Origin of the sequence: [Clostridium] ammoniilyticum (assembly GCF_025566905.1) — a bacterium.
Lineage (GTDB): Bacteria > Bacillota_I > Bacilli_A > Erysipelotrichales > Coprobacillaceae > Faecalibacillus > Faecalibacillus intestinalis.
In genome coordinates this window covers 1-13,710 of sequence record NZ_JAOQJR010000002.1, presented here as the reverse complement: position 1 = coordinate 13,710, position 13,710 = coordinate 1, and the positions used below count along the sequence as shown (strand labels likewise).

The window sequence follows — 13,710 nt, the reverse complement described above, 5'->3', positions numbered from 1 at the left end:
TGTTAAGGGAAAAGTGGGATGAATGTTCATCCCACTTTTTATGCAAAAAATATTATAGATTATTTTTTAGATGATTTTTTCTTATAAACAACAATACCAATAATGACAACAACACTGACAACAAGAAGTGAAACATAAGGAGTGATATTTGTATTATCTCCTGTTTTTACAGCTGTTGAAGATGTTTGTTTTACAGTTGTTTTGTTATTTGTATCATTTTTAACAGTTTCAGTTTTATCTGTTTTATCAGGATTTATTGGAGTTGGTGTCTCTAAAATATGAACAGGTACATAAACTGTTTTAAATGAACTCAATTCTTCTCCTTTAGAAAAACTAAAAACCATTTCAATTTGTTCGATTTGAGACCAATTAAATGTTTGATTATCAGGACCAATAAGTGTTTTTATATTTTTTAATTCGTTATTACTAATAGTGATAGTCCCGTTTCCACTATCATCAACTGCCTTGTCAGGTTTAACATAAATAGATCCTATAGAAGATCCGTTACTATAAATATACATTTCTAATAGTTCAACTTTTGTATCTTTTGCTTGAACATTAAAAACAATATCATTTTCTCCATCCCATGTAGATGATACCAATGTTAATGATGGTGTTTCTGTTAAAGTCTCATTACTTTCTTCAATTTGATTTTCATTTTGTACTTCTTCTAATGCATGAATATTTGTTGTAAAAAACATTGAGGCTGTCAATGAAAATGACAACAAGGATGCTAAAAATAATTTTTTCTTTTTCATAAATATCTCCTTTCTTTTTAAAATGTTTCAATCTAAAGGAATCTTATTTAAGATCAATTAGATTGAAAACCATCTTTAATTTAATTATCTTCCTTTGCTTAAGGGGTGTCAATGAGATTGTTACTATGATTTTGTTTTAAGTTGGGGTTGTTTTCATCATAAATTTTGATATAATAATGGGGTATATAAATCGTTGATATGGATTAGTAAATAAAGGATGCTGTTTTAGAGAGGGAGAAGTGGTGGAAACTCCTACAGATAATTTATTGAATTCACCATGGAGAGCACCTAATCAGTGACGTGAGACTGCGTTAATGTTTAATTAAGAGCATGTTTTAAACATGAATTAGGATGGTACCGCGATCAACTCGTTCCTATTGGAATGAGTTTTTTTATGTTTAAGGAGGAAATAAAGTGGAAAATGAATTATTAAAAATTAAAGATGAAGCTTTAGAAAAAATTGAAGCTTGTACATCTTTAAAAGAATTAAATGATATTCGTGTGCTTTATTTAGGGAAAAAAGGTCCTATTCAAGAAGCAATGAAATCTATGAAGAATATGGATCCAGATCAAAGAAAAACATTTGGTCAAACAAGTAATAAAGTTAAACAAGAATTATCAAAAGCTGTTGAAGATAAAAAAGAAGTTTTAGAACATCAAGCAATTATTGATAAAATCAATAGTGAAACAATTGATTTATCATTACCTAGTTATAAATTAGATCAAGGAACAATGCATCCTTTATCAATTATTGTTTCTCAATTAGAAGAACTCTTTTTAGGAATGGGATATCAAATTGCTGAAGGTCCAGAAGTAGAAAGTGATTACTTCAACTTTGAATTAATGAACTTACCAAAAGGACATCCTGCCAGAGATATGCAAGATACTTTCTATATTGATGAAAATACTTTAATGAGGACACATACTTCTCCAGTACAAGCCCATACCTTACTTGCAGCAAAAGGTAAAGGACCTATTAAAGTTATTTGTCCTGGCAAAACATATCGTAGAGATGATGATGATGCAACTCACTCACATCAATTTATGCAATGTGAAGGTCTTGTTGTTGATAAAAATATCACGCTTGCTGATTTAAAAGGAACATTAGAAGTTTTCGCAAGAAAATTCTTTGGGGAAAAACGTGAAATTAGATTACGTCCATCTTACTTCCCATTTACTGAACCATCAGTAGAAGTGGATATTTCATGTCATCATTGCGGTGGTAAAGGATGTGCTATGTGTAAAGGAACTGGATGGATTGAAATTTTAGGTGCTGGTATGGTCAACCCTAAAGTTTTAGATATGTGTGGTTTTGATAGTAAAGTATATCAAGGTTTTGCATTTGGAATTGGAATCGAACGTGTGGCTATGTTGAAATACGGTATTGATAATATTCGTGATTTCTACAATGATGATTTAAGATTCTTAAACCAATTCCAAAGAGAGGAGTAAGAAAATGGAAGTCAGTTTAAATTTATTAAATAAATACGTTAAAATAGATGATCAAGATCCAAAAGAACTTGCTGATAAAATTACTTCAATTGGTTTAGAAGTAGAAGGAATGCATTCATTAGCTAATGGAAATAACATGACAATTGGTTATGTTAAAGAATGTATCGATCATCCTGATAGTGATCATTTACATGTATGTCAAGTAGAAGTAAGACCGGGAGAAGTGACTCAAATTGTTTGTGGAGCACCAAATGTGGCTGTTGGACAAAAAGTTATTGTGGCTAATCCTGGATGTGATTTAGGAGAAGGTTTTGTTATTAAACAAAGTACCATTCGTGGACAAGAATCAAACGGAATGATTTGTTCAATGGCTGAACTTGGTTTAGATCAACGTTTATTATCTCCTGAAGATAAAGATGGAATTCATGTCTTAGATGAAAATGCACCAGTAGGAGCAGATCCTTTAGAATATTTAGGTTTAAAAGATACGATTTTAGATATTGGTTTAACACCAAATAGAGCGGATTGTATGGCTTTAACTTCACTTGCTTATGAAGTGGCTGCTGTTTTAAAAAGAGACGTCAACTTACCAGAAATCAAGGAAAAAGGTCTTCCTGGAAGCAATATTGAAGTCAAAGTAGAAACTGAATTATGTCCATTCTTTGGGGCTAAACTTGTAAAAGGTGTCACTACAAAAGAATCACCTGCTTGGTTAAAAACAGCTTTACTTGCTTCTGGCATTAAACCAATTAATAATATTGTTGATATTTCTAACTATGTCATGTTAGAAACAGGTCAACCAATTCATATGTATGATTATGATAAATTAACAAAAAAAGAATTTGTTGTAAAAACTGGATTTGATGAAAAAGCAATCTTATTAGATGGTGAAGAATATAAACTTGAACCTAATGATATCATTGTTTCAACAGACAATGGTGTTGGATGCGTAGCTGGTGTTATGGGAGCTGATAGTACTAAGATTGATGAAAATACACAAAATATCGTCATCGAAGTGGCTACTTTTGATGGACCAAGTTTAAGAGAAACAGCAAGACGTTTAAATTTATTAACAGATGCTTCTCAACATTATATTAAAGGGGCTTTAAATACTGCTAATTCTTTAAATATTTTAGAAAGATGTGCAAATTTATTAGAAGAACTTGCTGATGCTAAAGAAATCTATGAAACTGTTTCAACAACTCTTTATATTGAAGATAAATATGTTTCAGTTTCAACTCAACAAGTTAATGGATTACTTGGAACAAGCATTCAAACAAATGAAATTGCGGAAATCTTTGATTCATTAAAATTCAAATATGAATTAAAAGAAGATACATTCAATGTTAAAATTCCAACTTATCGTAATGATATTACGATGGCAGCTGATTTGATTGAAGAAGTTGTGCGTATGTATGGTTTTGATAACATTCCATCAACTTTACCAGAAATGTCTATGACAATTGGAAAAAGAACAGAAATTCAAGAAAAGAAACATATGATGAAAGTCTTATTAAAAGACTTGGGATTACATGAAACATTAACTTATTCATTAACATCACCATCACTTGTTCATGATTTCAATATTTTCCATGATCAAGAACCAGTTAAACTTGCAATGCCATTAGGTGAAGAAAGATCAGTGACAAGACAATCAATTATCGGTTCATTGTTACAAGTCATTAACTATAACCAATCAAGAAATATGAAAGATGTTCATTTATATGAATTATCAACAACATACTCAAAAGGCGTTGAATTACAAAACCTTGCGATTGCATGTACTGGTGAATACCATGGGTTATCATTTAAACAAATTTCATACAAAGCAGATTATTATTTAGTTAAAGGATTTGTAGAAACAATCTTTGAAAGATTAGGAATCAATGAATCACGTTATCGTTTAGAACGTGTCGAAAGTGATAACCAATCATTCCACCCTGGACGTAGTGCTTATATTAAAGTACAAAATGAAGTGGTTGGGGTCGTTGGACAAGTTCATCCACTAATGGAAAAGAAATATGATGTGAAAGATGTTTATGTAGTTGAATTAAACTTATCTGCATTATTAAATATCAAAACAGGTAAAGTAAAATATCAACCAATTCCACAATATCCATCAGTTTCAAGAGATATTGCTTTAGTAATGGATGAATCTGTTCCAGCAAATGATGTTTGTCAAAAAATCATTAAATCAAGTAATAAACTTGTTAAAACAACAAACATCTTTGATGTTTATGTTGGAGAACATGTAGAAGCTGGTAAAAAATCAGTAGCTATTAATTTAACTTTCCAAGATGATAAGAAAACATTAAAAGAACAAGAAATTAATGAAGCTATGGAAAAAATCTTAAAAGCTGTTGAAAAAGATTTTGGAGCAGTACTTAGAGGATAATCAAAAGAGGTGTCGAACACACACCTCTTTTTTTATGGAAAAGTTAAAAGAAAAGTTTTCTAATTTGACGATAATATTGTCTACCAACATTAAGATCACTTGGTGTTGAAGAAAATGTCATAGTATAACGTGAATCATTAAAAAAAGTAGTTGTTGGATGTTTACCTGTATGATTTAAAATAATTCCATAACGACTTAAAGTATCAATAGATTTCTTTGAAAGACCTTCATTGACTAATAAGTTAAAAATATCTGTTAAATATCTATTTCGATTACCAACAGGAGGATTTTGTTCAAGAATTGTATGAATGATTTGTTGTTGTTTTTGATTATGATTATTTTTAAGTTCTTCTTTTAAAAGATAAAGAAGAAGATCTCTTTGTTCACCTTTGTAAAATTCTTTTTCATTTCCTTTTAATATTAAAGGATAATATCCTTGTTGTTTAATATAACTTCCTAATTCTTTATTTTGATTTTCTAAAATCAATATTTGATTATTTAAATCATCAATATTTTTTTGTAAATTCTTTTTCTTATCTTCTAAAGCTAAGACTTGTTGTTCAATAGAAGAATTTTCGAGAAAATCATTTTCTTTATGATTTTCAATTATTTTTTTAATAATATGATGTTGAAAATCTTTCATATTATAAGGAAATGAATATGTACGTTGTAAAACATAACTTTGAATTTTTATTTTTACTTTCTCAATAAATTCTTGAGGAGATTCTTTTTTTAAAAAAGAAATTTTTTGAAATTCATGATTTAAATAAAGAATATAACTATTATTTCTTAAATGAAAATGTTTTTGAAATGCTTGATGAAAATTTTCATCTTCGCTTGTAAGAATATAAGCTGTTGATTGAATTTCAGTTAGAATCTCATTTTTAAAATCTTTTAAAGATATATTTAAATAAATAACAGGAAGAATTGTTTTATTTTCTATAAATTCAATGACTTGATTTAAATCATTCATATTTTTGATATTTGGTTGAATATATGAAAAATGATTATTGTTTAAAAAATGATATTTATTAAGATATGTTATTAAATCGATAAATTGATTATTACGTTTATTAATAGAAAGATATATATTTTGTTTTGTTTCGTTAAAAATATATTCATAATCATTATTTTGATATTGAATACAAAAAGCAATAGCTGATTCATCATGATAAATTGTGCAATTCTCTAAATGAATGATCAATGAATCTAATATAAATTCATCTAAATAAAATAAATCTTGAATTATTTTTGTAAATTGAATAATAGTTAGATTTTTTACAGCAATCAAAGTTGATAAATGCTTCATAGTTGATGTTTCCTTTCAATAGACTTTAAAAGATCTCTTTTACGATAAGTATCATCAGGAGATAAATTCATTAAAGTTTTATGAATGATTGAAAAAATATACTCTTGATATTCTTTATAATTATCTTGATGAATCGTGATTAATGCTTCATCATCTTGTTTTAAGAGATGATTATATTCTTGATTTATGTTTGTAAGTTTTTCAAGAATATCTTTTTTATTTTGGTATTCTTTTTGTAAATCAATGATGTCTTTTTCAATGTTCTTTATTTCATTTAAGAATAATTCTTGAACTTCTACAGATGATATTGCATCATCTTGATAAGATTGTAAGAGTTCAAATTGTTGAAGTTCTGAAAAAGAATAAAATTCATTTTCTTGTAACATATAATAACGAATGTGTTGAATGAGTGTTTGAATAAAATTTTTTTCATAAAAGAGTTTTTCTTTTTCATTGTTTGGATAATTGATTTTTACATAATTAATTTCTTTATTTGTAGGAATGACGATAATATGGCACATTCCATAGAGCTCTTGATTTAAAATAAAGGGATTAACAAGACATTTTTTATTTTTGTATAAGATGATTATTGGTAAATGATATGATTTTTTTAATAGTTGATTGACTGTTCTTTCATTAATAAAATGAGGTGTTGATTGTATTGATAAATCATGGTCTTTTTGAATATAATTACTTTCTAAAATCATTGGAAATATTTTAGGAATTGAGATTTTAGAGATATATTTAGATTCATTTGATATTTCTTTATAGAAAGAAAGTTCAAGAATTTCTTGTTGATAATGATAGAGTATTTCTATTGTAAATTGATTTTTTTTGTAATTATGATCAGTAATAAATTGAATTCCTAAAATATTTTTAGTTTTAAAATCTTTAATTTCTAAGCTTTTATGTTTTTCTTTTAAAGAATAGTATAAAGAATGATCATAATTCAAATCTTTCATTTTATTTTTTGTATGTTGTATCCAATAAATCACTTGTTCAATTAATAAAGATGGTGTCATTAATTCATTTACTTGTACCTTTGTATAATAAAATAACATAATATTCTCCTTTAGCTACTATCTTAATTTAAGCACATATTTCAATAATAAAAAAGAACTATCTTTTAGATAGTTCGCTAACAGGAATATTTTGAAATTCCTTTTTGATGATTTGATTGTCTATCAAAGATAATAATTTTGATGATTTGATTTCTAAATCTAAAGCAGGATGTGTATAAGAAGAAAGGGTTGTAATTAAATGATAGTCACATGTTTTTTTGATTGTTTTTAAATAGTTTTGTCCGTTTTGATTCATTTTTAATATATGAAGATAATTAATGGGAAAACAATCTTTTATTTCTTCTTTTGTGTTATTCATTAAAATGTGTAAAAGCATTCTTTGAATCCTTGTTTTTGTATAACGTTTACTTGTAAGTTTATTTACCAATTCTTCATAACTACTTACATTAAAAATAACTTTTTTTAATAAGTTTTCAATGCCTTCATCAACAAGATGGATCTTTTTTAATTGTGTAGGGCTTTGAATGATAATTTGATATTTCAAATAATCAAAGAAATCATTTTGCTGATAAAGCGAATCATAATAAGACATATCTAATAGATAATCATGAACATCTTGTTTTTCTTTTAAAGCTTTACGTAAAGCTGTAGCAGAAGCAATTTTTGTAAGTGTAGTATCATGATAATCATTGGATCTTTTAATACAATGTAAAGTAATAGGATAATCATTTTCAATGACTTCTTTAACATAACCTAAACCTAATAAATCATTAGGTGTCTTGATACTTTTATTTAGTAATAAACTTAAAGCTTGATTACAAGCATCAGGGTAACGTAATCCTTTTTTCATAGCAGCTTTAACATATTGATCATATTCATTAGGATGATTTTTAATAGCGTAGGCGATTTCTTTAAAAGTATCGATGTCACCACATTCACTACCAAAAACAAGATCAGTAATTCCTATATGATAAAGTAAATCAATCGCTCCTTTACAAAAATAATCGGCACTTTGACAAACATATGCAAAAGGGAGTTCGATAACTAAATCAACACCATATTTAATAGCAAGTTCACTTCTTTTAAATTTATCAATAATTGCGACTTCTCCTCGTTGAACATAATTACCAGACATAATAGCAATTGTTAAATCGGGCTTAACCATTTCTTTTGCTTTTTGTAAATGATAAAGATGTCCGGTATGAAAAGGGTTATATTCAACAATGATTCCTAATATTTTCATAAATGATAGTCCTTTTGTTTAATGGTTTTAATAACTTTAAAGAAAGTTGAAACAATTAAAATTGCAGTTGCAAGTGCTAGAGCTGTTCCTACTGTTTGAAAAAGAGAATCAAGAAATAAATCTTGATCATGTGAAATCAAATAAAGCATTGTTTGATAAATTCCTTTCCCAGGGACAATGGGGAAACAACCAACAACAATAAAAATAGTTGCAGGAGCTTTACATATTCTTGCCATAATTTCACTAAATAAAGCTACCACGATCATCGCACATAAATTTGACATAATATTACTTAGATAGGGTATCACCAGTAAATAAACGATCCATCCTAGCATCCCACCAAGAGAAGCTAAAAGTGCATAAGGCAGATGACGATGTACTCTAAAAACAAAAGCAAATCCTAAACACCCTAAGAAAGCACTTAAACATTGAATTACTTGTTCCATTAAATCAATCCTTTCAATAAAATACGCATCAATCCAACTCCTAAAGCAATTGCTGTTGCAATAAAAAAAGCTTCAACAAGACGTGCTTGCCCGGAAACATAGTTTCCATCAATAATATCTCTTAAACTATTGGTAATTGCAATTCCAGGAGTTAAAATCATTAAACAACCAATAATTGTCGCATCTAGATTATAAATCAAATGAAAATGATAAAACAAAATCGCTAAGATAGTTAAAAACATACTTGTTAGTGTTGTACGCATTAAAGAATTAATTCCTAAAATCTCATTGATCCATACAAAAAAATACATTAAAAAACCTATGATTCCAGCAATAATTCCTTCATGAAGTCCGCCTCCAAAAAAAATAGCATAACCTCCAGCACCTAAACCATACCCTAAAAAAACAAGTGGCATGATAGGATGTAAGGAATTGATAGCCCTTATTTGTTGTTCAATAAAATCATTAGTAGGTGTTTCATTACAGATTTTTCTAACAAGATCATTTAAAGCACAAACAGCATCAAGGTTTGTACGATTTTGTAAAGTTCTTTTAGTAAGAGAAGTATTTGTTCCATCTTGAAAAGTAACACTCATTGTAAAATAAGTAGGAAGAGCAAAAACACCTATATCTTGAAAGCCATAGCTTTGACACATACGTTCTAGACTTTCTTCTACACGGTAAATTTCAGCGCCATTTTTAAGTAATAATTTACCGATTTCAGCAATATTTTTTATTAATAATTGTTCGTTCATTTTTTTATTTCACCAAAAGTTAGTATAACAATTATTAAGTATTTAGGAAAGAAAAAAAGTGTGTTTAAAAGGTATTTTTCAAAAAAATAAAAACAGATTGCAAAGATATAAAAATTAGGTATAATAACTTTTGATAAAGTAGGTGAAATAAATGGAAAGATTACAAAAATATATTGCTTCAAGTGGTTATACATCAAGAAGAAAAGCAGAAGATTTAATTAGAGAAGGTAGAGTTTCTGTTAATGGTCAAGTTGTAACTGAACTTGGAACTAAAGTTAAATCTGGAGATGTTGTTTTAATTGATGGAGAAGCTATTGTTGGTGAAAATAAAGTTTATTATCTTTTTTACAAACCACAAGGATGTGTTTGTACATTAGATGATGAGTTCGATAGACCAAAAGTAATTGATTACTTTGAAGAAGTTGAAGAAAGAATTTATCCTGTTGGACGTTTAGATTTCGATACAACAGGTGCTTTAATTATGTCTAATGATGGTGATTTTGCAAATATGATCATGCATCCAAGAAGCCACTTAGAAAAAATCTATGAAGTAACAATTAAAGGTCTTATTAAAGGTGAAGATTTACATCATTTAGAAAAAGGTGTTTATTTAGAAGGTAAAAAAACAATGCCTTGTAAAATCAAAGTCACTTATAAAGATATGGAACATAAAACAACTGTTTTAAAAATTAAACTTTATGAAGGAAAAAACAGACAAGTTAAAAAAATGTTTGAAAGTGTGGGACATCCAGTAAAAAGATTACATCGTATTTCTGTTGGTTGTGTCAATTTAAAAGGATTACGTCCTGGAGAATATCGTCGTTTAAAACCACAAGAAGTAAAAGATTTAAAAAAATTAGTTGGAAAATAAAATTCGACATCATTTTTATGCATGAGTGCTTATACTAATTGTTGGTGATGGAAATGAGAGTACAAATTATTGATGATAAACAATTAAAAAACTGTAGTATTTGCAAAGCAACGGATGAATGGGTAGAAAATATATGTGTTAATGGGATTGAAGGATTATATTGTGTTAAATGTGATACGCTCACATTGTCTGAACCCCTTCCTTCAAAACTTGTTTATTTAGCTTTTAAGAAAAAATGTATGCAAATAAAAGAAATGAAAACCAATAATCAGTTGACAATGTAAAATATTGTATTAGAATAAAAACGTAAATAAAAAAGCAATGATTTAGGATATGTTTTATAAATGATTTGATTTAGAGAAAAGGTGGTTGGTGAAAACCTTGAGAATGTTTATAAGATACTCCCTAATAGCTACACTTGAAAAAGATTGTCGTTAACTGCGTTAAAGTTTTGAGGCTGAAAAGCAAATTAAGGTGGTACCACGAAACTCTCGTCCTTTGGATGAGAGTTTTTTATGTAAAGGAGAAGGAAAATGGTAGATTTTAAAGAAAATGAACAATTAAATACATTAAATCACTCTTGTGCCCATGTTATGGCACAAGCAATCAAGCATCTTTATCCTCAAGCTAAATTTTGGGTAGGTCCTGTTGTAGCTGAAGGATTCTATTATGATGTTGATTTAGGTGATGAAGTTGTTAGTGATGAAGCAATCGCTAAAATTGAAAAAGAAATGAAAAAAATCTGTAAAGATGGTAAAAGAATTGTTCGTCGTGAAATTTCTAAAGAAGAAGCTTTAGAAATGTTTAAAGATGATGAATATAAATTAGATTTAATTTCTAATTTAAAAGATGGAACAATTACTTGTTATAGTCAAGGAGATTTTACTGATTTATGTAGAGGTCCTCATGTTGAAACAGTTAAAATGTGTAAAAACTTTAAATTAATCAAACATTCTGGTGCTTATTGGAAAGGTGATAAAAACAATAAAGTTTTACAACGTATTTATGGTGTTTGTTTCCCAACTGCTGAAGAATTAGAAGAACACTTAAATTTATTAGAAGAAGCTAAAGAAAGAGATCATCGTAAAATTGGTAAAGAAATGGAAATCTTCATGGTTGATGATTTAATTGGTAGAGGTCTTCCAATGTATTTACCAAAAGGATATGCTATCTGGCAAAAACTTGAAAGATACATCAAACAAAAAGAAAAGAAATTAGGTTACTTACATGTATTAACTCCTGCTGTAGGAACAGTAAACTTATATAAAACATCAGGACACTGGGATCATTATAAAGAAAATATGTTCCCACAAATGGAAATGGATGGAGAATCATTTGTTTTACGTCCAATGAACTGTCCTCATCATATGATGATTTATGCAAATAAATTACATTCTTATAAAAACTTACCAATTCGTATTGGTGAAATTGCTCATGACTTTAGATATGAAGCATCAGGAGCTGTTAAAGGTATTGAAAGAGGAAGACATTTCTGTCAAAACGATGCTCATTTATTTGTAACACCAGAACAAATTAAATCAGAATTTAAAGGTGTTATCGATTTAATCTTAGATGTTTATAAAGATTTCAATATTACAGATTATCGTTGTGTTTTATCTCTTAGAGATCCAGAAGATAAAGAAAAATATCATGATGATGATGAAATGTGGAATAAAGCAGAAAATGAATTACGTGAAGTAATGAATGAACTTGGTATTGAATATACTGAAGAAATTGGGGAAGCTGCTTTCTATGGTCCTAAATTAGACGTTAATGTTAAACCAGCAATTGGTAATGAAATCACTTTATCAACTTGTCAATTAGACTTCTGTTTACCAGCTAAGTTTAACTTAACTTATGTTGCGGAAGATGGAACTAAGAAAACTCCTGTTGTTTTACACAGAGCTATTTTAGGTTCATTAGATCGTTTCATGGCTTATATCTTAGAAGAAACAAAAGGAAACTTACCATTATGGTTAGCTCCTACACAAGTCAAAGTATTACCTGTTAAAAATGAATATCATTTAGATTACGCTAATGAAATTTATCAATTATTATTAGATGAAGGTTTTGAAGTAGAACTTGATTCAAGAGATGAAAAATTAGGATATCGTATCCGTGAAGCACAAATGCAAAAAGCAAACTATATTCTTGTTTTAGGTAATAATGAACGTGATGAAAGAACTGTAACTTATCGTAAACATGGTGAACAAAAAGCAACAACTGTTACTATTGATGAGTTTGTTTCAATGTTAAAACAACAAATTAAAGATAAAAAATAGTTTATATTTTTAAGATATGGTATACGTAGAAGCTCAATTTTTAAATATAGAATTGAGCTTTTTACATAAAATTGACAAAAGAAAATGCTACTTATATAATACTAATGAGATAGAGTATCTCTATAAAGTGAGGAAATTATGATAATAAAAAAGTCAGAAAAAGATGAACGCAGAGAGAAAATTATAGATGTTGCTTTTCGTCTTTTTGTAGATAAAAAAATCGAATCTGTAACAATGGGAGAAATAGCAAAAGAAGCAGGAATTGGAAGAGCAACATTGTTTCGCTATTTCCCAGGAAAATTAGAACTTGTTATTGCGGTAAATACAAAAGAATGGAAAGAATATTTTGATGAATTAGATCAAAAAAGACCAATGAGTTCAGTAGGAGATATACCAGCTATCGGTCGTTTGATTTTTACATTAGATAGTTTTATTGAAATGTATCAAACGCATAAAGCTCTTCTTCGATATAATGATAATTTCAATCATTATGTATCTCATTCAGGAAGAAAAGATTTACAAATGGATGAATTTAATCAAGCACTTTTTTCAGCAAATACACGTTTTCATATGATGTATGAAAAAGCCAAAGAAGATAAAACGTTTAAAACAGATATGGCAGAAGAAGAGTTTATGAGAGTAACAGTTCATACAATGATGACAGCTTGTGCATATTATGCAGGAGGTTTTATTTGGGGTTCTAAAGAAAATGAAGACTACACACCAGAGTTGATTCAATTAAAAGAAATGATTCTTGCATATGTCAAAGCATAAATAGATAATAAAATTTATATATTTGATAAGTGTTTATATTTTTAAGAAAATATTTATAAAAAAAGGTAAAGTTTTAAAATGTAAAAGAATATGATTGTTTACAATCAATGTTTTGCGGGTGATAAAAACGATGGATAACGCATGTAGAGGGTATCGAAAAGATACCTTTTTATAAAAAATAATAAGGAATGTTCTTATGAAAATCATCGAAGAATTATCAAAAAAAATAAAACTTACAGAAACTGAAAAAGAAATGTTTGAACAAAAATAGGAGCGCAATCCCCTTCCTCTAAGCGAAGCGTAGGGAGAGAGCTAGCTCCTTTTATAGTTTTTATAATAGATGTTGTTTTAGACATGTAGCTGTGATACATTATAAGTATAAAAGACGTTCAGTCGTACTTAA

At 28.2% G+C, this 13,710-nt stretch carries 12 protein-coding genes and 1 other annotated feature; of the genes, 6 read left to right on the top strand and 6 right to left on the bottom strand.

All coding sequences use genetic code 11. From position 1 onward, the window contains the following. Nucleotides 1-59 precede the first annotated feature (59 nt). Nucleotides 60-758 carry a hypothetical protein gene (locus tag OCV55_RS02235; protein ID WP_230308128.1) on the bottom strand — a complete coding sequence of 233 codons (699 nt, stop codon included), beginning with the start codon at nucleotides 756-758 and terminating at the stop codon, nucleotides 60-62. A gap of 184 nt (nucleotides 759-942) precedes the next feature. Next, nucleotides 943-1,137 (top strand) — a binding site (T-box leader). 35 nt (nucleotides 1,138-1,172) lie between these two features. Between OCV55_RS02235 and pheS the strand changes: the two genes are divergently transcribed. Together pheS and pheT are read left to right on the top strand one after the other, a co-directional pair. After that, nucleotides 1,173-2,210, top strand: coding sequence for a phenylalanine--tRNA ligase subunit alpha (pheS, locus tag OCV55_RS02230; protein WP_119362903.1), 1,038 nt, complete (start codon nucleotides 1,173-1,175; stop codon nucleotides 2,208-2,210). Nucleotides 2,211-2,214: 4 nt separating this feature from the next. After that, nucleotides 2,215-4,605 carry a phenylalanine--tRNA ligase subunit beta gene (gene pheT, locus OCV55_RS02225; protein ID WP_147579680.1) on the top strand — a complete coding sequence of 797 codons (2,391 nt, stop codon included), beginning with the start codon at nucleotides 2,215-2,217 and terminating at the stop codon, nucleotides 4,603-4,605. A 43-nt stretch (nucleotides 4,606-4,648) separates the two neighbouring features. On the opposite strand, the gene OCV55_RS02220 is transcribed toward pheT, so the two are convergent. From OCV55_RS02220 to OCV55_RS02200, 5 genes are read right to left on the bottom strand one after another with little or no spacing between them, the layout of a single operon-like run. Further along, the gene (locus tag OCV55_RS02220) at nucleotides 4,649-5,914 is read right to left on the bottom strand and encodes a hypothetical protein (protein ID WP_119362905.1); all 1,266 of its coding nucleotides are present in this window, start codon (nucleotides 5,912-5,914) and stop codon (nucleotides 4,649-4,651) included. Then, nucleotides 5,911-6,975, bottom strand: a complete 1,065-nt coding sequence (locus OCV55_RS02215) for a hypothetical protein (RefSeq protein ID WP_147579679.1) — start codon at nucleotides 6,973-6,975, stop codon at nucleotides 5,911-5,913. Before OCV55_RS02215 ends, OCV55_RS02220 begins: the two co-directional genes overlap by 4 nt. Nucleotides 6,976-7,033: 58 nt before the next feature. After that, the gene (locus OCV55_RS02210; protein ID WP_147579678.1) at nucleotides 7,034-8,179 is read right to left on the bottom strand and encodes a nucleotidyltransferase; all 1,146 of its coding nucleotides are present in this window, start codon (nucleotides 8,177-8,179) and stop codon (nucleotides 7,034-7,036) included. Beyond that, nucleotides 8,176-8,625: a threonine/serine exporter family protein gene (locus tag OCV55_RS02205; RefSeq protein ID WP_022001203.1), complete on the bottom strand. Its 450-nt coding sequence runs from the start codon at nucleotides 8,623-8,625 to the stop codon at nucleotides 8,176-8,178. Before OCV55_RS02205 ends, OCV55_RS02210 begins: the two co-directional genes overlap by 4 nt. Beyond that, nucleotides 8,625-9,380, bottom strand: coding sequence for a threonine/serine exporter family protein (locus tag OCV55_RS02200; protein WP_147579677.1), 756 nt, complete (start codon nucleotides 9,378-9,380; stop codon nucleotides 8,625-8,627). Before OCV55_RS02200 ends, OCV55_RS02205 begins: the two co-directional genes overlap by 1 nt. Before the next feature lie 151 nt (nucleotides 9,381-9,531). On the opposite strand from OCV55_RS02200, the gene OCV55_RS02195 reads away from it, so the two are divergent. The 4 genes from OCV55_RS02195 to OCV55_RS02180 all read left to right on the top strand — a co-directional run bounded on the left by OCV55_RS02195 (nucleotide 9,532) and on the right by OCV55_RS02180 (nucleotide 13,307). Beyond that, nucleotides 9,532-10,251, top strand: a complete 720-nt coding sequence (locus OCV55_RS02195) for a pseudouridine synthase (protein WP_022001201.1) — start codon at nucleotides 9,532-9,534, stop codon at nucleotides 10,249-10,251. A 53-nt stretch (nucleotides 10,252-10,304) separates the two neighbouring features. Next, nucleotides 10,305-10,535: a hypothetical protein gene (locus OCV55_RS02190; RefSeq protein ID WP_254697789.1), complete on the top strand. Its 231-nt coding sequence runs from the start codon at nucleotides 10,305-10,307 to the stop codon at nucleotides 10,533-10,535. A gap of 249 nt (nucleotides 10,536-10,784) precedes the next feature. Continuing rightward, nucleotides 10,785-12,533: a threonine--tRNA ligase gene (thrS, locus tag OCV55_RS02185; protein WP_107030605.1), complete on the top strand. Its 1,749-nt coding sequence runs from the start codon at nucleotides 10,785-10,787 to the stop codon at nucleotides 12,531-12,533. 138 nt (nucleotides 12,534-12,671) lie between these two features. Then, the gene (locus OCV55_RS02180; protein ID WP_147579675.1) at nucleotides 12,672-13,307 is read left to right on the top strand and encodes a TetR/AcrR family transcriptional regulator; all 636 of its coding nucleotides are present in this window, start codon (nucleotides 12,672-12,674) and stop codon (nucleotides 13,305-13,307) included. Nucleotides 13,308-13,710 lie beyond the last annotated feature (403 nt).